This is a genomic window from Streptomyces sp. NPDC006368, assembly GCF_040612535.1.
Lineage (GTDB): Bacteria > Actinomycetota > Actinomycetes > Streptomycetales > Streptomycetaceae > Streptomyces.
On record NZ_JBEXQK010000008.1, the window covers coordinates 93284 to 118030 of the forward strand.

The window sequence follows — 24747 nt, forward strand, 5'->3', positions numbered from 1 at the left end:
CCACGCGCCGTGGCGAACCCCGTCCGGGGTGCGCCCCGCGCCGCTGACCCCCCGTCACTGCGCTCGCCGGGGACGGCGCCGTACCGAGCGGGTGCCGGACCGGGGGCGGGCGCGTATCGTCCGTGCCAGGCCCCGACGGCGTCTGCGAGGACCGCGATGAGGAAGATCATCCTGATGATGTCGGTGTCCCTCGACGGGTTCATCGAGGGGACGGACCGCCGGATCGACTGGCACAGGGTCGACGACGAACTGCACAGCCACTTCAACGAGCAGCTCAGGACGATGGGCGCCTTCCTGAACGGGCGCGTCACCTACGAGCTCATGGCGGGCTTCTGGCCCACCGCCGACGCCGCCCCGTCCAGTACCGGCCCCATGGCGGAGTTCGCGGGGATCTGGCGCGACATGCCCAAGATCGTGTTCTCCCGGACCCTGCGCCGCGCCGACTGGAACACCACCATCGCCCGGGACGTCACCGTCGACGGGATCATGGCCCTCAAGGCCCGCCCCGGCGGCGACCTGGCCCTCGGCGGCGCCGACCTCGCCGCTGCCTTCATGCGCCACGACCTGATCGACGAGTACCGCCTCTACGTCCATCCGGTGCTCATCGGACAGGGCAAACCCCTGTTCCCGCGGACGGACGACCGGACCGCCCTCACGCTCGCCGAAGCCCGCACCTTCGGCAACGGCGTGGTTCTTCTCCGTTACGACCGCCCGGCCGCCCCGGCACCCTCGCCCCGGCCGGTGTGATGCCCCGCGGGGCCCTGTCGAGGCCAGGTCGATCACGAGATATCTTGATGTCGAGCAATGTTACAGACGTGGATGGAGCGGAGCACCCGGTGACTGACTCGACCATCATCTATACGCACACCGACGAGGCCCCGGCCCTGGCGACGTACTCGTTCCTGCCCGTGGTCCAGGCGTATGCCTCGACGGCCGGTGTCACTGTGGAGACTCGTGACATCTCCCTGGCGGGCCGCATCATCGCCCTCTTCCCGGAGTACCTCGGGGAGGACCGGCGCATCGAGGACGCCCTCGCCGAGCTCGGCGAGCTCGCCAAGACGTCCGAGGCGAACATCATCAAGCTGCCGAACATCTCGGCGTCGATCCCGCAGCTGAAGGCCGCGATCGCCGAGCTGCAGCAGCAGGGCTACGCGCTCCCGGACTACCCGGACGACCCGAAGACCGACGAGGAGCGGGAGATCCGCGCCCGGTACGACAAGGTCAAGGGCAGCGCCGTCAACCCGGTCCTGCGTGAGGGCAACTCCGACCGCCGCGCCCCCGCGTCGGTCAAGAACTACGCCAAGGCCCACCCGCACCGCATGGGCGCGTGGACCCCCGAGTCCAAGACCAACGTCGCCCACATGACGGCCGACGACTTCCGCTCCACCGAGAAGTCCGCGGTCCTCGCCGAGGACGGCGCCCTGCGCATCGAGTTCACGGCCGAGGACGGCACCACCACCGTCCTGCGCGAGTCGGTGCCCGTGCTCGCCGGCGAGGTCGTCGACGCGTCCGTCATGCGCGTCGCCGCGCTGCGCGAGTTCCTGGCGGCCCAGGTGGCCCGCGCCAAGGCCGAGGGCGTGCTGTTCTCCGTGCACCTGAAGGCCACGATGATGAAGGTCTCCGACCCGATCATCTTCGGTCACGTGCTCCGCGCCTTCTTCCCGAAGACCTTCGCGAAGTACGGCGAGGCGCTCGCCGCGGCCGGCCTGTCCCCGAACGACGGCCTCGGCGCCATCCACAAGGGCCTGGAGTCGCTCCCCGAGGGCGACGAGATCAAGGCGTCCTTCGAGGCCGAGCTCGCCGAGGGCCCGGAGCTCGCGATGGTCGACTCCGACCGCGGCATCACCAACCTGCACGTACCGAGCGACGTCATCGTCGACGCCTCCATGCCGGCCATGATCCGCACCTCGGGCCACATGTGGGGCCCCGACGGCCAGGAGGCCGACACCCTGGCCGTCCTGCCGGACAGCAGCTACGCCGGCATCTACCAGGTCGTCATCGACGACTGCCGCCGGAACGGCGCGTACGACCCGGCGACCATGGGCTCGGTGCCGAACGTCGGCCTGATGGCGCAGAAGGCCGAGGAGTACGGCAGCCACGACAAGACCTTCGAGATCGCCGCCGCGGGCACCGTCCGCGTCGTCGACGGCAACGGTGACGTCGTGCTGGAGCAGCCCGTGGGCGCCGGCGACATCTTCCGCATGTGCCAGACCAAGGACGCGCCGATCAAGGACTGGGTCAAGCTGGCCGTCACCCGCGCCCGCGCGACCGGCGACCCGGCCGTGTTCTGGCTCGACGAGGGCCGCGCGCACGACGCCAACCTCATCGAGAAGGTCAACGCGTACCTGCCCGAGCACGACACGGAGGGCCTGGACATCCGGATCATGGCCCCGGTCGACGCGATCAAGTTCTCCCTGGAGCGGATCCGCCGCGGCGAGAACACCATCTCCGTCACCGGCAACGTGCTCCGTGACTACCTCACGGACCTGTTCCCGATCCTGGAGCTCGGCACCAGCGCCAAGATGCTCTCGGTCGTCCCGCTCATGAACGGCGGCGGCCTGTTCGAGACCGGCGCCGGCGGCTCCGCGCCCAAGCACGTCCAGCAGCTGGTCAAGGAGAACTACCTGCGCTGGGACAGCCTGGGCGAGTTCCTCGCCCTCGCGGTCAGCTTCGAGCACCTCGCGCAGACCACCGGCAACGCCCGCGCCCAGGTGCTCGCGGACACGCTCGACCGCGCGACCGGCACGTTCCTCAACGAGGACAAGTCCCCGAGCCGCCGTCTCGGCGGGATCGACAACCGCGGCAGCCACTTCTACCTGGCTCTCTACTGGGCGCAGGAGCTGGCGCGGCAGACCGAGGACGCGGAGCTCGCGAAGGCGTTCGAGCCGCTCGCCAAGACGCTCGCCGAGCAGGAGCGGACCATCGTCGACGAGCTGATCGCCGTGCAGGGCAAGCCGGTCGACATCGGCGGCTACTACCAGCCCGACCCGGCGAAGGCCGCCGCCGTCATGCGTCCGTCGAAGACCTTCAACCAGGCTCTCGCGACCCTGGGCTGAACCCTCGCGGACTGACGGACAGCAGTCCTCCCGCCCCGGCCGGCATCACGCCCGGCCGGGGCGGTCCGTCTTCCCCGGCGCCCGGCATCGGTGGCGCACACCCGTACCCGCCACGGCGCCGAACCTGCCGACCCTGGACGGCGCCGGGCCGCCCGCGCGGCCACCGCGCCGTCCAGGAAGCCCTCCCAGCGCCTGCGGCGCCGCATGCCGCGCTTGGCCGCCACGCCGCACATGGCCGGTACCCGGCGCGGCGCGCCCGCGCATGCCGCGCCCGTCCCGCGGCCCCGGCACCAACACCGTCAACACCCACCACCGGCTCCTGGTCTCCGGCGCGACCAACCGCTCCGGTGACAGCGCCGAGCTGCTCCGCTGGGTCGAGGAGGCCAAGGCGGCCGTCGTCCGCGACAACTCCACCCACGACTTCACGGTCCGGCCCTCGGACGTGCCGCCCGACGCCGTCACCTCGTCCGGCTCCGGACTGGACCCGCACATCTCCCCGCGGTACGCCCGGCTTCAGGTCCACCGTGTCGCCGAACGGAACCACCTCGGCGCCGATGCGGTGGAGCGGCTGGTCGACGAGCACACCGAAGGCCGGGTGCTGGGCTTCATCGGTGAGCCCCGGGTGAACGTACTACTGCTCAACACCGGGCTGAGCGAGCTCCTCCGGGGCCGGTGACGACCGCGGTCCAACGGCCACGGCGGGCGCGTACGGTACGGGCCCGCCGTGCATACTGGGCGGCTGCGGCGCGACCCCTTTCGAACACATGAGGAGCAGCCATGGCCGACCAGCCCGCTGCCGAGAAGACGACCTTCAGACCGGTCTTCGAGGTGGGGCCGTCCTGCCTGGACCGGGCCCGGGGCGTCGAGGGCGCCTTCCAGCACGCCATCGCCCCGGCGACCGTCGACTTCGACTTCGGTGAGATCAGCCGGGCGGCGAGCGCCATCCCGGACAGCTCGACCGTGAGGATCATCCGTGGCTGGGGTCTCCAGGAGACCGCGCCCGTCAGCGTCATGGTGATGTCGCTCAAGGAGGCGGTGCGGCAGGCGCTGTCCGAGCCGTTCACCAACACCCGGTTCTGGGAGAAGGTCGAGGAGGCGTTCACCGATGCCTTCGTCGACCTGGGGAAGCAGGAGGGGACACACCTCTCCTTCTACGAGGAGACCCCGCAGCGCACCGGTTACTACTACAACCTGCTCTTCGCGCTCCAGGACGAGGAGACCGGGGACCACCTGTACGCCGTGGCCCTCTGCCTCAACGCGACCCTCGCCGTGGACGCGGAGAAGGCCAGGTCGCTGAGCGTCCAGGACACCGCGCGGTGTCATCTGCGCGTCAACGCCATCGCCGTACGCCGGCGTTTGGAGCCTTCCGGCTCCGTGGCGTCCCCGGCCTGATCCGCCCCGCCGGCCTGCCCGCGAGGCCTTCTCGGGGCAGGCCGACGGGCATGGGAAAGGGAGGTCGAGTACGCGTCGACTGCCGCCGCCGCCTCATCGTCGCCCTCATCGGCCCGGGGCCCCGGCGGCGCCCGCGTGGGCGGATACCGTACGCGTCGGCCCGTAGCGCATCAGAGCCCCGGGCCGATCCCGCCCTTGAGACGTTCGAGGTCCGACGGGCGCACCTGGATCACCAGGAGCGCGATCAGCGCCCCGACCACCGTGAAGACCGCGGCCGTGATGAACGCCGCCGAAACGCCGGACGTCAGCACCTCGTCCGCCCACGGCGGCGGCAGCACGCCCGTCCGCCGGAACCGCAGCCGCTCCACCGGCGTCGCCTGCGCCAGGAACGACGCGACCTGCGTATCCGCCGCGTTCCTGCCGGCCGTGCCGAACACCGTGACCAGGATGGACAGTCCGAGCGAGCCGCCGACCTGCTGGGTGGCGTTGAGCAGCCCGGACGCCGCACCGGACTCGTGCGGGGGGACGTTCGACAGTGCCATCAGCGTGAGCGACACGAACTGCAACCCCATACCCAGGCCGAAGACCAGCATCGGGCCGAGGACGCTGCCCAGGTAGGTGGAGTGCACATCCGTCAGCGTCAGCCAGGCCAGCCCCACCGCGTTCAGCAGCGCACCCGCCACCATGAAGGGCTTCGGCCCGTACCTCGGCAGCAACTGCGAGGCCAGACCCGCGCCCACCGCGATGATCGCGCTGATCGGCAGGAACGCCAGACCGGCCGCGAGCGGGCTGAAGTCCAGGACGTTCTGCACGAAGAGCGTCAGGAAGAAGAACATGCCGAACATGGCGGCCGCGAGGCTCAGCATGATCCCGTACGTGCCCGCCCGGTTGCGGTCGGCGAACATGTGCAGCGGCGTGATCGGCTGCCGGGAGCGGCGCTCCACGAGGATGAACAGCGCGAGGATCGCCACGGCCGCGGCGAACGACACCACGGTGAGCGGGTCCCGCCAGCCGTCCTGGGCGGCCCGGATGAAGCCGTACACCAGCAGGACCATGCCGACGGTCGAGGTCAGCGCCCCGGTGATGTCGAAGTGCCCGGGATGGCGCTCCGACTCCCTGATCCAGCGCGGGGTGGCCAGGACGATGAGCAGCCCGATCGGCACGTTGACGAAGAACACCCACCGCCAGTCCAGCCACTCGACGAGCATGCCCCCCGCGAGCAGACCGATCGCGCCGCCGCCCGCCGACACCGCGGCGAAGACACCGAACGCGCGGTTGCGCGCCGGGCCTTCCCCGAACGTCGTGCTGATCAGGGCCAGGGAGGTGGGGGAGGCGATGGCCCCGCCCACACCCTGCAGGGCGCGAGCGGCCAGCAGTTGACCGGAGTTGTGGGCCAGCCCGCCGAGCAGCGAGGCCACCACGAACAGCAGCACACCGAAGACGAACACCCGGCGGCGGCCGAGGATGTCCCCCGCCCGGCCGCCGAGCAGCAGCAGACCACCGAAGGTGAGCGTGTAGGCGTTGACCACCCAGGACAGGCTGGTGGTCGAGAACCGCAACGAGCTCTGGATGTGCGGCAGCGCGATGTTCACGATGGTGATGTCGAGGACCACCATCAACTGGCACGAGGCGATGACCACGAGGGCGATCCCCTGGCCGCCGCCCCGACCGCCAGCGGTGGATCCGGGCACGGGAGTCGGCTGAGGAGTGGTCATGGCGCAGCGCCCTCACCAGAGGTCAGCGGACGGTCCCGGGACGTCAGCGGACCCGCCGCCCACCATTCGACCGTAAGCCCGCCCCCGGAGCGTCACCAGTCGATCAAAGGGCTGGATCCCGTACCCGTACGGATCAGGGGCAGGCGCCGTCGGCGAGGGTGAAGTACCCGGCCGGCGACTCCTTCAGGGTGTGGGTGACGAACGTGTTGTACAGGCCCATGTTCTGCTGCGAACCCCTGGCGTAGGCGTAACCGCCGGTGGCCGTGGCCCGGCCGGCCCGGACGTGCTCGTAGTTGCTGCTCGTCCAGCAGGAGGCCCCGCCCGGATCGCCGGGGGTGTCCCCGTCCGCGTCGGTCAGGCCGAAGAACGCCGCGATCCAGTGACTGGAACAGATCGAGTCGATGAAGTACGCGGCCGACGTCGACCCGCACTGCCGGGGGCCGGACCCCGGGTCGACGGGCGTGCCGTGGCCGATGCCTGGGACCCGGTTCACCTCCACGGCCACCGAGCCGTCCGCCGCCGCGTACTCCTCGTGCCGCGTCGAGTTCGGACCGATGACGGAGGTACGGGTCGGCGTCTGCGACAGGCCGTGCACGGCCGTCCACTGGTCACGCAGCTCATCGGCGTTGCGCGGCACGACCGTCGTGTCGCGGTCACCGTGCCAGACGGCCACTCGCGGCCACGGCCCCCGCCAGGCGGGATACGCGTCCCGCACGCGCTGCGCCCACTGGGCGGGTGTCAGGTCGACACCCGGGTTCATACACGCGTATGCGGCCGTGGTGTCCCGGGCGCAGTCGTAGGGGAGGCCCGCGACGACGGCACCGGCGGCGAAGACGTCCGGGTAGGCGGCGAGCATCACGGAGGCCATGGCACCCCCGGCGGACAGCCCGGTGACGTACACCCGCCGGGGGTCGGCGCCGTACGAGGAGACGGCGTGCGCGACCATCTGGCGGATCGACGCGGCCTCGCCCTGGTCGCGCCGGCTGTCCGGGGCCTGGAACCAGTTGAAGCACTTGTTCAGGTTGTTCGACGACCGCTGCTCCGCGAGGACCAGCAGGAAACCGGCGCGGGCGGCCAGCTCGGGCAGCCCGGAGTTGTCGGCGTAGACCTGGGCGCTCTGGGTGCAGCCGTGCAGGGCCACCACGACGGGCGGCGAGGCGGGCAGCGGCGCGGGACGGTGGACGTACATGGACAGCTGCCCCGGGTTGCTCCCGAAGCCGGTGACCGGCGTGAGGGACACGGCGGCGTGGGCAGAGGGCGGCGGCCCGGTCAGGAGCGCGGCGACCAGCAGGACCAGGAGGGTCGCGGCGGCCCGGGCGCGGCGCGGCGCCCGCATGGGCGCGCGGGGGAGGGGGGAAGGCATGGCGGCTCCTCGATGAGACGGATGCCCGGCACCGTAGGACTCCCCGCCCACCCGTTGTATGGCAGCGCGCCCCACAGCGGCCACGCCCGAAGGCACCCACGGGGGGATTGCGCCGACCACCCGGGTCCTGCTAGGCGTTGCGGGGGAGGACCGTCATGGGGACGCGGTCGGGGTGGGCCACCGCCGAGGCCACCTCGCGGGGGGTGTGCCCGGGGACGGGCCGCAGTCGCCAGCGGGCGAGGATCGTGGCCAGGGCGATCGTCGCCTCCGTCCACACGAACGCGTCGCCGATGCACTTGCGGTTCCCGGCGCCGAACGGGATGTAGGCCCGTCGCGCGGTTCCGGCCCGGCGTTCCGGCAGCCACCGGTCGGGGTCGAACCGCTCGGGCTCGGGGTACAGGTCCGGGTCCCGGTGCATGGCGTAGAGGCTGAAAGCCACTTCCGTGCCGGCGGGGAGGGTGTGCCCGCCGAGTTCCACCGGCGCGGTGGCGCGGCGCATCAGCAGGGTTACGCCGTGCAGCCGGATCACCTCGTCCAGGACCCGGCGGACGGTGACCAGCCGGGGGACGTCCTCGATGGCCACCGGCCGGTCGCCCACGACCTCCTCGATCTCCGTCACCAGCTGCTTCTCGACCTCCGGGTGCCGGGCCAGCTCGTGGAAGGCCCAGGCGAGCGTGGAAGCCGTGGTCTCGGCGCCGGCGAAGAGGATGGTGCTGAGCTCGTCCCTGACCTCCGTGTCGGTCAGCGACTCACCCGTCTCCGCGTCCCGTGCGGCGAGCAGCACGGTCAGCAGGTCGTCGCGGTCGGTGCGGCCGGTCTCGCGGGTGGCGGCGACGACTTCGTCGATGACCTCGCGCAGTGTCGCCGCCGCCGTGTCGAAGTCACGGTTGGCTCGGATGGGCAGCCGGTCCAGGAACTTCGGGGACGCGGCTCGTATGAGCATGTTCTTGAGGACCACGGGCAGGTTCCTCCGCACGGCCTCGACGGCCGGCAGCCCGATGTCCAGGGAGAACAGCGTCGAGGCGAGGGTCTCGATGGCGTACTCGGCCATCGCCTGTTCCAGCTCCACCTCCTGGCCCGGTGTCCAGGACTCCGCCAGGGCGCGGGCGTTGCCGCTCATGATCTCCGCGTAGGCGGTGATGCGCTGCGGGTGGAACATCGGCTGGATCAGCCGGCGGTGCTTGCGGTGCACCTCCCCGTTGGCCGTGGCCAGGCCGTTGCCCGCGAGGGGGCGCAGCCGGTCGAACAGCCTGCCCTTCTCGAAACTGCGCGCCTGTCCGACCGTCACCTCGTGGATGAGTTCGGCGGAGGTGGCGACGTAGACCGGCATGGTCCCGAGGTGCACCTGGACCAGTTCGCCGGTCTCGCGCAGTGACGTGAGGAAGCCGAGCGGGTCGCGCCAGAGTTTCAGGGCGTGCCCGAGGAGAGGCACGCGTCCCGGGGCACGGGGAACCGACTGGAGTCCGACTGACACCGGTGAATCCTTTGCTCTAGGCGGTGCGCTGTACCGGGCGGCGCACCGCACGAGATGACGCGCACCGGGTGGGAAGGAGGTCCCACCACCAGGCGATCACGGGAATGTCCAGCGGCTCGGGGCTGGAGTCGGTGGGCCTGTCGGTGAACACGGACGGGTTCTGCGCCGGATCGTCCGGCGTGGTGTACCGCACCGAGCTGATGCCCCAGTCCTCGGCTCCGCGAATGAAGCTGGCGAGTCCGGCCACGTACTGCCGCAGCTGCGGGCTGCCCTCGTCGGACAGGTGCTCGGCCAGTCGCATGAACAGGCACATGACTCGGTCGCGCTGGGCGATCGCCGTGGTCAGGGCCTGCTCGGGCGTGAGGTCGCGGTGCTCCTCCAGCACGCGCAGGGCGTTGAGGTAGTAGCCCGTCCCTCTCTTCTCCTTGTGGTACGAGAGGATGTCGTTGTCCCAGGTGATGAGGAAGGACATCATCTCGGTCGCGGCGCGCACGGCCGTACTGTCCCGCTCGTGCGGCTGGAGTTCGTAGCCGTGCCCCATCTCCAGCAGGGGGAGTACGACGGTCGTCGCGCCGTCGTACAGCCGCATGAGGGTGTAGTCGTTGAGGTCGGGCACCGTGGCCGCGTCGCGGTGCGCCGCCTCCCAGACCACCGCGAAGAAGTACTCGCGCAGCGTGTCCACCCACCGGGCCGCCTGCGCGGCCGTGCCGTACCGGTCCACCCGCAGCCGCAGGTCGCGCAGCCCCGCCGCGAGCGGGTCGTCCGGGAGGACCGGCACCTCGGGGTTGTGGGCCACGCGCAGCAGGCGGTGGAGCGCCCCGGCCAACTCGCCCGGTCTGCGGCTCAGATCGCCCTCCTCGCAGAGGCCGTCGTCCACGCCGAAGAGCCAGAGCACGAAGTCCGCGAGGAGCGAGACGACCTCCTCTCGTCCTTCGGGGAGGATCCGGGCGGCGAAGGTCCCGATCTCCTGGCGCACGAGACGGCCGCGCAGTTCCTCGGACCCGATGCGAAACGTTTCCGCCCAGGCCGCCGTCTGTACGTCTATCTCGGCGTGGCGCGGGTGGATCGCCGGCGGAATGGGGGAGAAGATCGGCGGAACGATGAGCCCGGGGCCCACTGCGGCCTCCTTCGGATTCACGGGGTGCGACGTGGGCTCCGTCGGCACTGGCGTCGCACACGTCTCGCGCACCCCAGAGTGATCAACTATGGCGCATAGTAATCGCCTGAAACTCCTGATCCAATAGGACAATTGCCTCACTGTCGGGGGCGGTTCACCGCATCGGCCTCAGGAGCGGAACAGGCGACGCCACCAGGGTGTGCGACGGGGACCCCCGTTCGAAAGGGTGGGGCCGGGTTCATCGGCGACAACCGGAACCATCTCGGGCAGCGGACCGGCCCCGGTGGCGGCGAAATCGGTGGACGATTTCGCGTCACCCCCAGCCGCCGAGCGCGGTGGCGTGAACCGTACGGGCAGGGAGTCCAGCCGCTTCGACAACCACGCCGCTCGCGTCTGCAACGCGCCTTCCGGGACCGCCAGCCGAAGGTCCGGCAACCGCGCGAGCAGCGTGTCCACACCGGTGTCCGCGATGGCCCGGCCGATGTCCTGACCCGGGCACTCGTGCGGACCGCTGCTGAACGCCAGATGGGCCCGGTTGCCCTGCAACGGGGCGGTCGGGTCCGGCCGGATCTCCGGGTCGACGTTCCCGGCCGCGAGCCCCAGCAGCAGCATGTCCCCGGCCTCGATCCGCCGGCCGCCCAGCACGGTGTCGCCGGTCGCCCAGCGTCCCGTGATCGCCGACAGCGGCGGGTCGTCCCACAGCACCTGCTCCAGCGCGTCCGGCAGCGTCATGTGGCCACCGGCCAGGTTCGCGCGGAAGCGGCGATCGGTCAGCACCAGCCGCAGCGTGTTCGCGATCAGGTTGACCGTGGTCTCGTTGGCGGCCACGAGCACCAGCCGCAGGTGCTCCAGGACCTCGTCGTCGGAGAGCCCGGCGGAGTGGCCGATCAGCCGGCTCGCGAAGTCGTGTCCGGGATCGGCCTTCTTGCGCTCGGTCAGTGTCCGCAGTGTCCGCACCACGAACTCGTTGCTGGCCAGCGCCGTCTCGGTGCCCTTCATCAGGTCCAGCGCGGCATCCACCAGGCGCGGCCCGTACTCCTCGGGCATACCGAGGAGCTGCGTCATCACCAGCATCGGCAGTTTCTCGGCGAAGTCGCCGATCAGGTCCGCCTGTCCCGTCGCCGCGAACGAGTCGACCAACTGGTTCGTGTACCGGATGACATAGCGCCGGATACCCCGGCGGTCGAACTGCTCCAGACCGTCCCGCACGGCCCCGCGCAACCGCTCGTGCTCCGCGCCGTCGGCGAAGACGCAGAGGGGCTGCCACTCCACCATCGGCCGCAGCGGGGAGTCGGCGGGCACGCGGTTCTCCCGGAACATGCGCCACAGCCGCGAGTCGTTGGAGAACCGCGACGGAGACCGCATCACCTCCAGGTTCTCCCGGTGCCCCAGCACCAGCCACGCCGGCAGGTCGCCGTGCAGCAACACCGGGGCCACCGGGCCGTGTTCCCCCCGGAGCACCTCGTACAGCGCCTGCGGATCGGACTCCGCCACCGGGCCGTACAGCCTGCGCGGGGCCTCCCGGCCCATGCCGTGGGCCGGGCAGCCGGGGGGCGGGACGGGAAAGGAGCCGGTGTCGGCCGTGGTCATGACGCCTCCTGCGTCGTGGCGAGGGTCTGGAGATACCGCATCAGCGTCATCAGGACGTCCTTGCCGGAGCCGCGCTCGCGCGCGTCGCACGGCACGATCGGCACCGAGTGCGGCAGGTCGAGCGCGCCGCGCAGCTCCTCGATCGGGTAGTCCGGCGCGTTGGGGAAGGAGTTGACGGCCACCACGAACGGCACCCCGCGCTCCTCCAGGCGCCCGAGCACGTCGAAGCTGACCTCCAGCCGGCGCGTGTCGACCAGCACCACCGCGCCCAGCGCGCCCTCGAACAGGCCGCGCCACAGGAACCAGAAGCGCTCCTGGCCCGGCGTGCCGAAGAGGTACAGCACCAACTGGTCGTTGATGCTGATCCGGCCGAAGTCCATGGCGACCGTGGTCGACGTCTTCCCGTCGATGCCGGAGGTGTCGTCCACACCGACCCCGGCCTGGGTCATCGTCTCCTCGGTCGTCAGGGGCCGGATCTCGCTCACGGAGCCGACCAGGGTCGTCTTGCCGACGCCGAAGCCGCCCACGATCACCACCTTGACGGCGGTGGTGGCCGTCGCGGGCAGCACGTCCTCGCTCCGCGGCCCGCGCACGACGGCGCCTGCCTGCCCGGGGCCACCGGGCTCAGAGCTTCTGAAGTCCATCGATCACTGCCTCAATCAAAGCGCGGTCGGGGAGTCGGGCGGGTGGAACGGGCGCGCGGGCGACGACCCGGTTCTCGGCGATGAGGTCACCGAGCAGGACGGTCACGACGCTGACCGGAAGGCTGAGGTAGGCGGAGATCTCGGCCACCGACAGCGGTGACTGGCACAGCCGCGTGATCGCCGCGTGCTCCGGCTGCATCCCGGGCTTCGGCCCCGACCTCGCCACGATCAGGGTGACCAGGTCGAGCACGGCGGGCGCGGACGTGGCGCTGCGCCCACCCGTGATGACGTAGAGCCGTTCGGGACTGGCTTCCTCCCAGTCCGCGCCGCTCCCACCTCCTGAGCCGCCCGCGTCGCTCACTCGGCGTCCCGGCGCGGCGGGCTGCTCAGGTGCTCTCCGATCCGTAGAACGAGATCACGCATGCGCTGGCCCATCAGCCCGGCGTCGACACCCTCGTCGGCGAGCACGGCGAGGTACGCACCGCTGCCCGCCGCCATCAGATAGAAGAAGCCGCCGTTCATCTCTATGACGACCAGCCGCATCCGGCCGTCGCTGCCGGGGAGTTCGGTGGCGACCGCGCCGGCCAGCGACTGAAGGCCGGCGCAGGCGGCGGCCAGCCGGTCGGCGGTGTCGTCGTCCGTGCCGTACTGGGCCATGCGCAGACCGTCGGCGGAGAGCACGACGACATGCCTGGTCTGCGGCACGCCTTCCGCGAGGTCCTTGAGCATCCAGTCCATATTGGCCTGCTGCTTGATCATGGCTGAGTGTTCCCCTTGCTTGCGTCGGTGGGCTCCCCGGTCAGGCCGCTCTGGAACGCGGCCAGCCACATCCCGGGCTGCACCTGAGGTGAGGGCTCCTGATCGGGAGCGGCGTTGGGCGCCGGGGCCGTCGGCCCGGCGGATGCGGCCTGTCCGGCCGCGGCCTGCGGCGGTGCGGCCGGCTTCTTGCGGCGCCGCTGCGGCAGCCCGTTCGGGGTCCGCTCGGTCACCACCGGCGCGTGATCCTCCGGCACCGGGCCGGTGGCCGGGCGCCGGGCGGAAACGGAGGCGGACGGGCCGGGAGCGCTGGGGCCGGCGGCCGGGGCCGGCAGGGCGGGCGCCTCGGGGACGGTCGTACGCGGTACGGAGGCGGCGCCGATGCCGTGCGCGAGCCCGGTCGCCGACGCGACGGTCGTGATCAGCTCCTGCGGGACGACCACGACGGCCCGCACACCGCCGTACGCGGAGGGACGCAGCGAGACCTGGAAGCCGTACGCCTGCGCCAGCCGGCCGACCACGGCCAGGCCGAGGCGCGGGGTCTCGCCCAGGTCGTTGAGGTCGATGCCCTCCTGGGCCTGGCGCAGCATGCGTTCGGCGCGGTCGCGGGCCTCCTCGCTCATGCTGACGCCGCCGTCCTCGATCTCGACCGCGATGCCCGACTGCACGTCCACGGCGGTCAGGTGGACCTTGGTCTGCGGCGGCGAGTAGCGGGTGGCGTTGTCGAGGAGCTCGGCGATGGCGTGGATCAGGGGTTCGACGGCGGGGCCGGTGACGGCGACCTCGGTCACCGAGTGCAGCTCGACGCGCTGGTAGTCGAGGATCCGGGACATGGCGCCGCGCAGCACGCTGTACAGCGGGACCGCCCTGCTCCACTGGCGTCCGGGACGGGCACCTCCGAGTACGGCGATGGAATCGGCGAGCCGGCCGATCAGCGCGGTGCCGTGGTCGATGCGGAGCAGGTCGCCGAAGACCTCCGGGCTGTTGCCGTGGCGGTCCTCCATCTGCCGCAGCTCCTGGGCCTGCTGGTGCACGATGGCCTGAACGCGGCGGGCGATGTTCACGAACGCGCGCTGCGCGGACTCGCGCAGATCCTCCTCGGCGACGACCGCGTCGACGACCACCCGCACGACCGCCTGGTGCTCCTCCGGCGCGGTGAGCGAGGCGAGCACGTCCTCGGGGAACTCGCCCTGCCGCAGCCGTTCCACGGCGTTCGGCAGCAACGTTCCGGCCAGGTGGGCGGTCTCGGCGTGGCGCCGGGCGAGGGCGGTGTCACGGGCGGCGACGGTGCGCCGCAGCTCCTCCATCACCCGGCCCCGCCGGCCGGCCTCGGCGCCGATGGCGGCGAGCGCGAGAGCCGCGACGGCGCCGATGGCACCGACCGGGACGCGCGCGGTCGCGGAGACCAGGGCGACCGCGACACCGGTGGCGACGGCGGTCAGAGCGGCGGGCAGAAGCCACACGAAAGAGGCCGCGGACCGCGGGCTTCCACTTCCGGGCGACGATTCCTCACGGACCATCAGCACCATCAAACCCATCGAACGAGAAAGATCATATGACGAACGGCGGGAGCATAGCCCTTTGTAGTCAAGGGGTTTGACGGCGGGTCATGCGAGTGGCTTGATTCGAACCCCACCTCCTGAAGCGGAGGAAGCGGCTCCGCCGCAGCTCGTCGGTGGCGTGGCCCGTGCGCTCGGCGCCGTGCACGCCGCCGGGGCCGGTGCCCGCGGGGCGGCGCCACCCGGCGGGCCGGTGGAGCCGGCGCCGTGAACACGGCCGGGTCCCCTCGCGAGGTGACGGTGCGCAGCGGGTCACCCCCGGCGAGGGCTCTGCCGCCTGCCGGGTCGCTGGTGGGTGCTCCCTCGCGGGAAGGGGCGCGCTGTCCACGGCCGCCCGGCACGTCCCGGCGTGCTCGCGCGGCGTCCGTGACCTCGGTGGCGTCGTCGTCGATCTCTCCGCGCGGCGACACCTCGGGCGCGTCCGTGTCGACGGTGATCAGGACGTCGATGCCCGGAGGGGGTGAAGCGGAGGGGCCGGGCGGCGAAGACCTTGTCGTACGCGTGCTTCACCGGTGGGGGCGAGGGGGCCTGTGGTGTGTCGTCGGCGGCCGGACCCGTGCCCGGGGTCGTACGAGCCGTCCCGCGCGCCCGCGTACCGGGCCCGGCGTGTCGTCGCCGGACGACGCCCGGACGGCGCCGGTGGTGACGGCGAGCATCACGGCCAGGGCCGCGGCAGGCCGGGCCCGACGGCGCGGCGGCGCGTCGCCACTCCCTCGCCGCGAACGGCACCCGCCTCACGTGCGGGCGGGCCTGCGCGGCGCCGCGCGCGCTCATCCGTACAGGCCGCCACCGGCCCGCCGGGGAGCCGTACAGCCCGCCCGCATGCCTGCCGGGGACCCGTACAGCCCGCCCGCGTGCCCGCCGGGGAGCCGTACAGCCCGCCGCCGGCCTGCCGGGGGATCTTCGTCAGGGCCGAGGGGGGCGCGCGGGGATCATCGAGGTGATCCCGGGCGGAGCGACCTTCTTCGCCCCGCCCGGTTGCTGCGGTCGACTCACCCTCCGGAAGCCTCCCGCGTGCGCTCCGAGTCAGGTCTCGTAGGGCTCGAACACGCCCAGCTGTTGCATGAGGCCGAGGTCGTCGAAGTTCCACCAGCTCTCGGCGATCTTGCCCTCCTCGCACCGGAACGTCCCGTGACCCGTGCCCGAGACCTCGCGGCCCGTGGCCTCCAGTCCCCGGTACTCGCCCACGTGGCGGCCCTTGAACGACATCCGCAGACAGACCAGGTCGCCCTCGGCCACGAGGCTCTCGACGGTGCACGTCGGGCCGAAGGCCTGGATGATCTCCCGGTTCTCGGCCTTGGCGCGCTCCAGGTCCACGTCGTACGACGACAGGGAGGGGTCGTGCTCCCGGTAGCCGGCGGTGCAGAGGGCGTCGGCCGCGTCGATGTTCCCCTGGTTGATCACTTCATCGACGAACCGCCTGACCGCGATCTTGTTGAGCTGCTCGTCCTGGACGACGTCCAGGTCGGTGAATGAGGGCTCGCCGTCGCAGAGTGCCATCATCTGCTCGAAGATCCGGTTGGTCTCGGGCAGGTTCGAGTTCTTCATCGCCTCCTCGTACGAGGGGAATTCCACGATTTCGAGCACATGCGTGTCGTCGGAGCGATCCTTCCCGACGATCGAATGGGTGGCCGTCCGCTTACCCTCGGTCGCCTGGATCCACTGGTCCATCAAGCCGCGCAGCTCGTCCACCCTGCGCGTTCTGAGGTCGATGACCTGGACGAATGACATGGTCCCTCCTGCCGCTCGGATCGCGTGGACACCTTCAGAATATGCCCGTTATGGGCCATATGTTCGGGTGGTGGGCGGCGGGGACCGGATCCGGGTCCTCCGGCGGGGCTGAACACAATCCCCGCGCCATCCGTACGAAGGGTCGGACGCGTCCCCCCGGGTAGCCGCCGGCATCCGGAGTCCGAACCACCCGCAGGAGCCACTGAGTTGACCCACAGGCGCATACCCAAGCGAAAAGCAGTGCTGGCAGGAGCCGGTGCGGCAGGCATCGTCGCGGCGGCGATCCTGCTCCCCAACGCCAACGCCTCCCAGACCGGATCCGGCTCGGGCTCCGCCTCCGAGGCGGTCGTCGCGGAGAAGATCAACGCCGCCACCGCCGCGCGACTCGCCGAGAAGCTGGGCAAGAAGCTCGGTGACGCGTACGGCGGGGCCTACTACGACGCGGACAAGCAGCAGCTGATCATCAACGTGGTGGGCGACGACAACGACGTCAACGTCGAGGTCTCCGAGGCCGGCGCGGTCCCCCGCCCCGTACGCAACAGCTCCGCCGACCTGGCGTCCGCCACCCGCACCCTGGCCGGCAAGGCGGCCATCCCCGGCACGGCGTGGGCCGTCGACCCCCGTACGAACCAGGTGCTCGTCACCGCGGACCGCACGGTCACGGGCGGGCGGTGGGACCGGCTGGAGACGGCCGTCAAGGCGCTCGGCGACGGCGTGGCCCGCATCCAGAAGTCGAAGGGCGAGTTCAAGACGTTCGCCGAGGGAGGCGACGCCATCTTCGGCGGTGGCGCCCGCTGTTCGCTCGGTTTCAACGTGACGACGCGGGACGGGCAGCGGGGCTTCCTCACCGCCGGGCACTGCGGTGTCGCGGAGGACCGGTGGACGGACGCCGACGGTGCCCCCCTCGGCACCGTCCAGGAGGCCGTCTTCCCCGGCGAGGGCGACTTCGCGCTCGTCACGTACGACGACCCCGGCGCGGACGCCCCGGACGTCGTCGACGTGGGCGGACAGACGGTGCCGATCCGGGGCGCGGCCGACGCGGCGGTCGGGCAGCAGGTGTTCCGCATGGGCAGCACCACCGGCCTGAACGACGGCCAGGTCACCGGCCTCAACGCCACGGTGAACTACCCGGAGGGCACGGTCACCGGGCTCATCCAGACGAACGTCTGCGCCGAACCGGGCGACAGCGGCGGCGCGTTGTTCACCCGGGACGGGGCCGCGATCGGTCTCACCTCGGGCGGCAGCGGGAACTGCGACGTGGGCGGGGAGACGTTCTTCCAGCCGGTGACGACCGCGCTGGACGCGGTGGGAGCCCGCATCCCCTGACGGGCATCCCGGCCGGGCGCGGGCGCTTCGGCCGGGCGGCCCTGCGGGCGTCCCTTGCGGGGTTCAGTTGCCGGCACCCCGGCCGGGGCCCCGGGCGGGCACCGCTCGCCCGGGGCCCGCACGGCACGGCGCGCGGCGGGCGTGCCCGTGCGTCACGCCTGCGCGAGGCGCAGACGTACGGGCGCGGTCGTCGCGGGTTCCGGCAGCCGCAGACCGTGCCGACCGGGCGTGATCGAGCCCAGCACGCTCGCATGCCGCGCGCCGGTGCACGCCGGCACCGTGCCGGCCAGCCCGTGGACGGTCAGGAAACCGAGAACCGCGAAGGCGTACGCCTCCTTGGCCGCCGACGGCAGCCCCAGCTCGTCCGAGCCGCGCAGCGGGACGCCCCCGAGCGCCGTGCGCAGACGGGCCATCAGCGTCGGGTTGCGCGTGCCGCCGCCCGACACGACGACCTCCGTCGCCCCCACGGACCGGACGGCGCCGGCCACGGTACGGGCGGTGAGCTCCGTGACGGTGGCGATCACGTCCTCCGCCGCGAGCGACGCGCCACGCCCCTCCAGGGCGGCCAGCAGATACGGCAGGTGGAACAGCTCCTTGCCGGTCGTCTTGGGCGGCGGCGCCGCGTAGTACGGCTCGGCCAGGAGCCGCCGCAGCAGCTCCGCGTCGACCGTGCCCCGCGCCGCCAGGGCGCCGCCCTTGTCGTAGGCGAGGCCGCCACCCGTGAGGTGGTGCACGGCGGCGTCGATCAGGGCGTTGGCGGGCCCGGTGTCGAAGGCCACCGGCGCGGCAGCGCCCGCGGCCACCGTCAGGTTGGCGATGCCGCCGAGGTTCAGGGCGACGGGCACGCCGGGGCGCCCGCGCAGCCACAGCACGTCCACGACGCCGACCAGCGGCGCGCCCTGCCCGCCGGCGGCGACGTCCCGGGTGCGCAGGTTCGACACGACCGGGCGCCCGGTCGCCTCGGCGATCCAGGCCGGTTCGCCGAGCTGGAGCGTGCCGTGCACCCGGCCGTCCTCGACCCAGTGGTAGACGGTCTGCCCGTGCGAGACGACCAGGTCGGTGCGGTTCTCGCACACCTCGCGGTCGGCCCGTACGGCGAGGGCGGCGAACGCCCGCCCGATCCGGGTGTCCAGGGCACACACCTCCTTGAGGGTGGTCGTCGCCGGGGGCAGCGCGGCGGCCAGGGCGGACTTCAGCTCGTCGTCGTACCCGGCGCTGACCATGCCCAGGGGGCGCAGGACGAGGCTGTCCCCGTCGAGGCTCAGGTCGGCCGCGGCGGCGTCCACCGCGTCGTACGACGTGCCCGACATCAGGCCGACGACCCGCATGCGCACCCCGGCCCCTTCAGTCGCGCAGCGCGCGGTGGTGGTCGTCGCCGCGCAGGGTGGCCAGGGCGAGCGCGCTCACCGCGCAGGTCACGGCCACGTAGTACGCGGGGATGTCGAGGTTTCCCGTCCGCTTGACCGTCTCGGTGATGATGAGGCCCGCGCAGCCGGAGAAGACGGCGTTGGACAGCGCGTACGCCAGTCCGAGGCCGGTGTGGCGGACCCGGGTGGGGAACATCTCCGCGAGCATCGCCGGCCCCGGGCCCGCCATCAGGCCGACCACCGCGCCCGCCGCGCACACCGCCAGGCCCTGGGCGGTCGTGGAGACACCGGGGTCCCGCAACAGCCTCAGCAGCGGGAACGCGAGCAGGACGGCCAGGACCGCGCCGGCCGTCATCACCGCCCGCCTGCCGATCCGGTCGCTGAGCGCGCCCGCCGGGAGGATGGCCGCGGCGAAGCCCAGGTTGGCGAGGACGGTGGCCACCAACGCCTGCTGGAAGGTGGCGTTCAGCGCGCTCTGGAGATACGACGGCAGGACGACGAGGAACGTGTAGCCCGCCGCCGACCAGCCCATGAGGCGGCCGGCGCCCAGCGTGATCGCCTTGGCCACCTCGCCCGGGGGAGCCGCCACCGCGGGCCGCTCGCGCCGGAACGACGGGGTCTCCTCCAGTCGCAGCCGCAGCCGGAGGGCGGCCAGCCCCATGGGCAGCGCCAGCAGGAACGGCAGCCGCCAGCCCCACGCGTGCAGCTGCGCGCCGGTCAGCACGGTCGCCGGCAGGGCGGCCATGCCCGCGCCGCCGAGCAGGCCCAGCGCCACGGTGAACGACTGCCACGCCCCGTACAGGCCGCGCCTGCCCGGCGGGGCGAACTCCGTCATGACCGAGACGGCACCCCCGAACTCGCCGCCCGCCGACAGCCCTTGGACGACACGCAGCCCGGTCAGCAGCCAGGGCGCCGCCGCGCCCAGCGTCGCGTACGTCGGCAGCAGACCGATCAGCGTGGTGGCCCCGGTCATCAGCAGGACGACGAGGATCAGTGCGGGCCGCCGGCCGACGCGGTCACCCATCCGGCCGAAGAGCACCGCGCCCACCGGCCGGAAGAAGAAGGCCAGGGCGAAGGACGCGTACGTCTTGACCAGGGCCTCGACCTCGCTGCCGCCCTCGGGGGTGAAGAAGCGGGCGGCGATGATCGTGGCGAAGTAGCCGTAGACGCCGAACTCGTACCACTCGATGAAGTTGCCCACCGAGCCGGCCACCAGTGCTCCGCGCGAGCCCGGTGGCGCCGCGGGCGTACCGGAAGCGGCCCGGTCGGGGGCGGGGACGGGCGTGCGCCGGCTCTCCATGAGAGTTCGTTACATCATCGCGGCGGACCGCTGTCAACAACGTCCGCGCGTGGCGTGGCGGACCGGCCGGTCCGGCCGGCCACGACCCGCCCCGTCAAAAGATCACGGAAAGTGGAACCTCTGGTCTCGGGTGGTCCTCTTGTTCTGCGAAGCGCGCGCGGCCAGCTGGAAGAGACCACCCGTACGAAGAGAGCACAGCCATGTTCAGCAAGGCACTCGCGCCCGAATACCAGGGCGCCCTCAGCGCCCTGTCCGTCAACTCCTCCCTCACCGACGTCCTCGCGGCGGCCACCGAGCAACTGACCAGAGCACAGCGCGCCGGCGACGCCGGCGAGACCGCCCGCGCCGCCCTCGCGGTCGCCGAGGCGCACCGCAGGCTCGGCGACGTCGGAGCCGCCGACCGGGCCTGGAAGGCCGCCTACCGCACGGCCCGTTCCGCCGGGGACTCCTCCGCCATGGCGTGGGCCCTGTGGAGCGGCGGCACCCTCGCCCGGCAGCGCGGCGCGCTGCGCCTCGCCTTCCGGCTCCTGCGGTACGCGGCCGACACCGGCAAACGCGCGGGCGACGTCGTCGCCCACGGCTACTCGCTCGCCGGACTGGCCGAAACCGGCCGCATACAGGGCGACTACGCGGCCGTCGAAGCCCTCCACGACGAACTGCTCGCCGAGGCCCGCCGCCGCGGCGAGGCCCGCCACACCGTCTGGGCCCTCGAAGGCATCGCCCAGATCCACCGCAACACCGGCCGCTACGACACCGCCTACGCCATGTTCGAGGAAGCCGCGGACATCGCCGAGCGGGCCGACGACCGGCGGGGCCACGCCTGGGCCCTGCGCGGGCTCGCCGACATCGTCTCCGTACGCGACAACGACCCCGAGCGCGCCCTCGCCCTCCTCTCCCGGGCCGAGACGGCCTGCCGCACGATGAACCTCACCAGCGCGCTCGCCTACAACCGGAAGATGCGCGCCAACGTGCTCTACCGCGCCGGACGGTACGCGGAGGCCGCGGAGACGTACGACCGCTGTCTGACCGCCTTCCGCGAGATGGCCGAACCGCGCGGTGAGGCCCTCTCCCGTCTCGGCGCCGTCAAGGCCCGCGCCCGCCTCGGCGCCGACCCGGCGCACACGACCGCCGAACTCGCCGAACTGCGCCTCACGCTGGACCGCCTGGGGCTCCACCACGCCCGCGACATGGTGGACAGGGCACACGCCGAACTCGGCCTGGACGCCGCCCCGGTGGCCGCGCGATGACCCTCCCCGCGTCCACCACCGTGTCGCCGCGCTCCCCGGCGGACACCCTCGCCCGCTGCCGCGCCCTGGTCGAGCCCGCCCTGCGCGAACGGATCACCCGGCTCCACCCGTGGCCCGCCGAGATGGCCGGGTACGCCTTCGGCTGGTGCGACATCGGCGGCGCGCCCCGCACCGGCACCTCCGGCAAGGGACTGCGGCAGGCGCTCGCCGTCCTGTGCGCGGAGGCGGCCGGGGCGCCCGGCGGGATCGCCGTGGACGGGGCGGTCGCCGTCGAGCTCGTCCACACCTTCTCGCTCCTGCACGACGACATCATGGACGGCGACGAGACGCGCAGAGAGCGGCCCGCCGTGTGGAAGGCGTACGGCACGGGCCCGGCCGTGCTGGCCGGGGACGCGCTGTTCGCGCTCGCCTTCGAAGTCCTCGCCACCGCGCCGGGACCGCACGGCGCGGCGGCCGTGCGCCGGCTCTCCCGGGATCTGCGTGACGTCGTCGACGGCCAGTCCGAGGACCTCGCCTCGGAGAGCCGCCCGTGGACCGGGCCCGAGGCGGTGGACGTCCACGCCTACCTGCGGATGGCCGAACACAAGACCGGGGCCCTGCTCGGCTGCGCGGCGGCGCTCGGCGCGCTGCTGGCCGGAGCGCCCGAGGGGACGGTGCACGCGCTGTCCACGGCGGGACGGGAGCTCGGGGTGGCCTTCCAGGCCGTGGACGACGTGCTGGGGCTGTGGGGCGACCCCGCCGTCACGGGCAAGCCGGTCCACGGTGACCTGCGCCGCGGCAAGAAGACGCTGCCGGTGCTCGCCGCGCTGACGGCGGGCACCCCCGCGTCCGCCCGGCTCGCCGAGCTGCTCACGGCGGTGCGACCGCCCGGGGCGGCCGGTGACGCGGTGATCCGGCGGGCGGCCGGACTGGTCGCGGAGGCCGGCGGCCGGGAGTCGGCGCTGGCCGAGGCGCGGCGCCGCCTGGACCTGGCCCGGGAGGCCCTGCACAGCGTCCCGCTGGCGCCGGGACCGCTCGCGGAGCTGCTGACGCTGCTGCCGTTCGTCACCGGACGCCTCGGCTGACCCGGCGGCCGGCCCCCGACGGTGCTCGCCCGGACCCGGCGCGCGGTGGGTGGGCCGCCGCCGTCCGGTCCCGCGCCGGTTGCCCCGGCGGTGGGTTCGCGTGTTGCGCCTCGCCGGTTGTCCCGGCGGTGGGCGGTGGGATCCCGCCCTGGGCCGCCCTTTCGGGGGGGCGCCGCGCCGGTCGGTTCTCGCGGTCCGTGCTTGCGGGCTTGCGGGAGGTTCTTGGAGCCCGGCCACGCGGTCCCGGCCTCGGTCCGGTTCCACGGTCCGGCCTGCCGTCCGGCCTCGTGGCTGTGGCCGGCCCCGGCGCGGTCGCCCCGGCGCCGGTCGCCCCGGACGGTTGTGGCGTCGCGTGGCGGTCAGCCACCGCCGGTGGTGGCGTCGGCCGGTCGCGGCCGGCGCAACAGGGCCGAGCCGGCGAGCAGCGCGGCGAGCGCGCCGCACATCACCGCGGCGGTGCTCGCCCAGGCGTAGGACCCGCCCAGGCTGCGGTCCAGGACGTTCAGGCCGCCGACGCCCGCCATCGCGTGCAGCGCGACGACGCCGACCGCGGTCGCGGCGCCGGCCGCCCAGACCCGTGCGGTGTCCCGCATGGCCACCCAGACGCACAGCGAGAGGCACAGCGCGGTGACGGCGACGGCGAGGATGTCGGCGTAGCCGCCCGAGCGCAGGCCGGCGAGGTTCATCGGCAGGTGGACCAGACCGCAGACGAGCAGCACGATCGCGGTGGGCCAGCGCAGCACCGAGCGGAGGACGGGGGAGACCGTCCTCGCCCCGCGTGACGCGGCGTCGCGTGGCGCGGCGGGCGGCGTCAGGGCGGCGGGCGTGAGGCCGGGGAGGAACCGCCCTGTGCCGTTACCGGACTTCGTCTCGTCCGCGGCGGTGGCCGCCCCGTCCGTAGTGTCCTGCCGGCGGGTGGTGTCGCGGGCTGCCTTGCCGTGCAGGGGCCAGCCCTCGCCGTCGTCCGTCCCGAGGATGTTCACCAGTTGGGCGACGTCCTCGATGGGCCTGCCGACGGCCGCGGCGCGCAGCGTCGTGTCGGCCTCGTCCAAGTTGTGCGGAGGTTCCCCCAGCATGGTGACCAGCTGCCGGACCTCCTCCAGGGGTCTGGCCACGGCGGCGGCGCGCAGCGCCTCGTCACCGGGGTTGGGCACCTCCGTGGTCCCCTTCAGCAGGCTGACCAGCGCGGCGACCTCTTCCAGCGGCCGGTAGGTGGCCGCCGTCCAGAGCAGGGTGCGTATGGGCTCGTCAGCCGTCTGCGGGGGCTCCTCGGCCTGGTCCTGCAGGCCCGGGCGCGCGTCACCGGCGTCCGCGCGTACGGCTTCCGGACGTACGCCGTCCGTGTGGACCGCATCCGGACGTGCGGCGTCGACCCGGACCCGGTCCGCCGCGACGGGCTGCCCGGGGCCGGGCCCGCCCGCCGCAGCCGCCGCAGGTGCGACCGGCGCGACCGGCGGGACGTGCTCCGCCGGGCCCGCGGGGTCCCGCAGGCCGTCGTGGCCCGTCGTGGGGGGCACGGACGGCAGCGGGGGCACGGGAGGCGGGGGAGGGGTGGGGGGAGTTGTCGGGTGATCGGTGCTCATGGCGCGGCTCCATTCGCCGAACGTTCGGTGAGGCACACACCGTGTCGTTGCCTCATCTAAGGGGCATTCCGGCCCATTGCGCCATCCGGGAGAGGCAGAAGAGGGGGCGCGGGGAGCAATTGAGCGGGCGCGGGGGGCAGCGAGGGGAAGGAGCCGCGCCGTTGGTTGAAGACCTGATGAAGTGGTTGCCATTTCACCGGATTTGCACCGAATGCCGGTGTGCGTTCCACTGGAAGGGCAAGCAGATTCCTCCCGTGATTGGGGATGGTGGCATGTCAGCGATCGAGACAGCGGTTCAGGACCGGACGGTGCTGGACATCGACATCGAATCGGCACTCGACCCGTCAGAAGCGGAGGGCTTCTACCGAGACACGCGCGAATGCGGAATCCTGGCGCTGCAGGCAGGTGCCGGCTCCGCTCTGCTGTCACCTCCGACGCCCCGCCCGAAGAAGGGTTGAGGAGG

At 72.7% G+C, this 24747-nt stretch carries 20 protein-coding genes and 1 pseudogene; 8 read left to right on the plus strand and 13 right to left on the minus strand.

Annotation, left to right across the window (positions count from 1 at the left end):
• Window positions 1-156 precede the first annotated feature (156 nt).
• The 4 genes and pseudogenes from ABZZ38_RS09380 (at window position 157) to ABZZ38_RS09395 (ending at window position 4448) form a co-directional block, all read left to right on the plus strand.
• Entirely contained in the window at window positions 157-747 is a 591-nt protein-coding gene (locus ABZZ38_RS09380; RefSeq protein WP_356737425.1) for a dihydrofolate reductase family protein, read from the plus strand.
• Between the two features lie 89 nt (window positions 748-836).
• Window positions 837-3056 carry an NADP-dependent isocitrate dehydrogenase gene (locus tag ABZZ38_RS09385; RefSeq protein ID WP_356737427.1) on the plus strand — a complete coding sequence of 740 codons (2220 nt, stop codon included), beginning with the start codon at window positions 837-839 and terminating at the stop codon, window positions 3054-3056.
• 265 nt (window positions 3057-3321) lie between these two features.
• A pseudogene (locus ABZZ38_RS09390) lies at window positions 3322-3732 on the plus strand (potassium-transporting ATPase subunit C); the annotation flags it as partial.
• A 101-nt stretch (window positions 3733-3833) separates the two neighbouring features.
• Window positions 3834-4448 (plus strand): Type-2Aa cytolytic delta-endotoxin, encoded by a 615-nt coding sequence (locus ABZZ38_RS09395; RefSeq protein WP_356737429.1) that lies wholly within the window; start codon window positions 3834-3836, stop codon window positions 4446-4448.
• A gap of 170 nt (window positions 4449-4618) precedes the next feature.
• On the opposite strand, the gene ABZZ38_RS09400 is transcribed toward ABZZ38_RS09395, so the two are convergent.
• The 10 genes from ABZZ38_RS09400 to ABZZ38_RS09445 form a co-directional block, all read right to left on the minus strand.
• On the minus strand, window positions 4619-6097 hold the full coding sequence (locus ABZZ38_RS09400) for an MFS transporter (RefSeq protein WP_356737595.1): 1479 nt from the start codon (window positions 6095-6097) through the stop codon (window positions 4619-4621).
• 199 nt (window positions 6098-6296) lie between these two features.
• On the minus strand, window positions 6297-7526 hold the full coding sequence (locus tag ABZZ38_RS09405) for a PHB depolymerase family esterase (RefSeq protein WP_356737431.1): 1230 nt from the start codon (window positions 7524-7526) through the stop codon (window positions 6297-6299).
• Between the two features lie 130 nt (window positions 7527-7656).
• Window positions 7657-9000, minus strand: a complete 1344-nt coding sequence (locus ABZZ38_RS09410; RefSeq protein ID WP_356737433.1) for a cytochrome P450 — start codon at window positions 8998-9000, stop codon at window positions 7657-7659.
• Between the two features lie 16 nt (window positions 9001-9016).
• Window positions 9017-10117 (minus strand): selina-4(15),7(11)-diene synthase, encoded by a 1101-nt coding sequence (locus ABZZ38_RS09415; protein WP_356737434.1) that lies wholly within the window; start codon window positions 10115-10117, stop codon window positions 9017-9019.
• Between the two features lie 168 nt (window positions 10118-10285).
• Complete coding sequence (locus ABZZ38_RS09420; protein WP_356737436.1) at window positions 10286-11707, minus strand: cytochrome P450; 1422 nt, start codon at window positions 11705-11707, stop codon at window positions 10286-10288.
• The gene (locus ABZZ38_RS09425; protein ID WP_356737438.1) at window positions 11704-12351 is read right to left on the minus strand and encodes an ATP/GTP-binding protein; all 648 of its coding nucleotides are present in this window, start codon (window positions 12349-12351) and stop codon (window positions 11704-11706) included. The genes ABZZ38_RS09420 and ABZZ38_RS09425 overlap by 4 nt, the downstream gene beginning before the upstream one ends.
• Window positions 12332-12712 (minus strand): DUF742 domain-containing protein, encoded by a 381-nt coding sequence (locus ABZZ38_RS09430; protein ID WP_356737440.1) that lies wholly within the window; start codon window positions 12710-12712, stop codon window positions 12332-12334. The genes ABZZ38_RS09425 and ABZZ38_RS09430 overlap by 20 nt, the downstream gene beginning before the upstream one ends.
• Window positions 12709-13110: a roadblock/LC7 domain-containing protein gene (locus ABZZ38_RS09435; RefSeq protein WP_356737442.1), complete on the minus strand. Its 402-nt coding sequence runs from the start codon at window positions 13108-13110 to the stop codon at window positions 12709-12711. Before ABZZ38_RS09435 ends, ABZZ38_RS09430 begins: the two co-directional genes overlap by 4 nt.
• Window positions 13107-14627 carry an ATP-binding protein gene (locus ABZZ38_RS09440; protein ID WP_356737444.1) on the minus strand — a complete coding sequence of 507 codons (1521 nt, stop codon included), beginning with the start codon at window positions 14625-14627 and terminating at the stop codon, window positions 13107-13109. The genes ABZZ38_RS09435 and ABZZ38_RS09440 overlap by 4 nt, the downstream gene beginning before the upstream one ends.
• 1065 nt (window positions 14628-15692) lie before the next feature.
• Window positions 15693-16397, minus strand: a complete 705-nt coding sequence (locus tag ABZZ38_RS09445) for an ester cyclase (RefSeq protein ID WP_356737446.1) — start codon at window positions 16395-16397, stop codon at window positions 15693-15695.
• A 240-nt stretch (window positions 16398-16637) separates the two neighbouring features.
• On the opposite strand from ABZZ38_RS09445, the gene ABZZ38_RS09450 reads away from it, so the two are divergent.
• Entirely contained in the window at window positions 16638-17723 is a 1086-nt protein-coding gene (locus ABZZ38_RS09450) for a S1 family peptidase (RefSeq protein ID WP_356737448.1), read from the plus strand.
• Window positions 17724-17875: 152 nt separating this feature from the next.
• Here ABZZ38_RS09450 and ABZZ38_RS09455 read toward each other — a convergent pair whose 3' ends face one another.
• Window positions 17876-19051 carry an anhydro-N-acetylmuramic acid kinase gene (locus ABZZ38_RS09455; RefSeq protein WP_356737450.1) on the minus strand — a complete coding sequence of 392 codons (1176 nt, stop codon included), beginning with the start codon at window positions 19049-19051 and terminating at the stop codon, window positions 17876-17878.
• A 16-nt stretch (window positions 19052-19067) separates the two neighbouring features.
• A complete protein-coding gene (locus ABZZ38_RS09460; RefSeq protein WP_356737452.1) occupies window positions 19068-20390 on the minus strand; it encodes an MFS transporter in 1323 nt (440 codons plus the stop codon).
• A gap of 200 nt (window positions 20391-20590) precedes the next feature.
• Here ABZZ38_RS09460 and ABZZ38_RS09465 point away from each other — a divergent pair, with 200 nt between their 5' ends.
• Both ABZZ38_RS09465 and ABZZ38_RS09470 read left to right on the plus strand, forming a co-directional pair.
• Window positions 20591-21637 carry a tetratricopeptide repeat protein gene (locus tag ABZZ38_RS09465; protein WP_356737454.1) on the plus strand — a complete coding sequence of 349 codons (1047 nt, stop codon included), beginning with the start codon at window positions 20591-20593 and terminating at the stop codon, window positions 21635-21637.
• Window positions 21634-22701 carry a polyprenyl synthetase family protein gene (locus ABZZ38_RS09470; RefSeq protein WP_356737456.1) on the plus strand — a complete coding sequence of 356 codons (1068 nt, stop codon included), beginning with the start codon at window positions 21634-21636 and terminating at the stop codon, window positions 22699-22701. Before ABZZ38_RS09465 ends, ABZZ38_RS09470 begins: the two co-directional genes overlap by 4 nt.
• A 359-nt stretch (window positions 22702-23060) precedes the next feature.
• On the opposite strand, the gene ABZZ38_RS09475 is transcribed toward ABZZ38_RS09470, so the two are convergent.
• The gene (locus tag ABZZ38_RS09475) at window positions 23061-24284 is read right to left on the minus strand and encodes a hypothetical protein (protein WP_356737458.1); all 1224 of its coding nucleotides are present in this window, start codon (window positions 24282-24284) and stop codon (window positions 23061-23063) included.
• Between the two features lie 272 nt (window positions 24285-24556).
• Here ABZZ38_RS09475 and ABZZ38_RS09480 point away from each other — a divergent pair, with 272 nt between their 5' ends.
• Window positions 24557-24742: a hypothetical protein gene (locus ABZZ38_RS09480; protein WP_356737597.1), complete on the plus strand. Its 186-nt coding sequence runs from the start codon at window positions 24557-24559 to the stop codon at window positions 24740-24742.
• The last annotated feature ends 5 nt before the right edge of the window (window positions 24743-24747 follow it).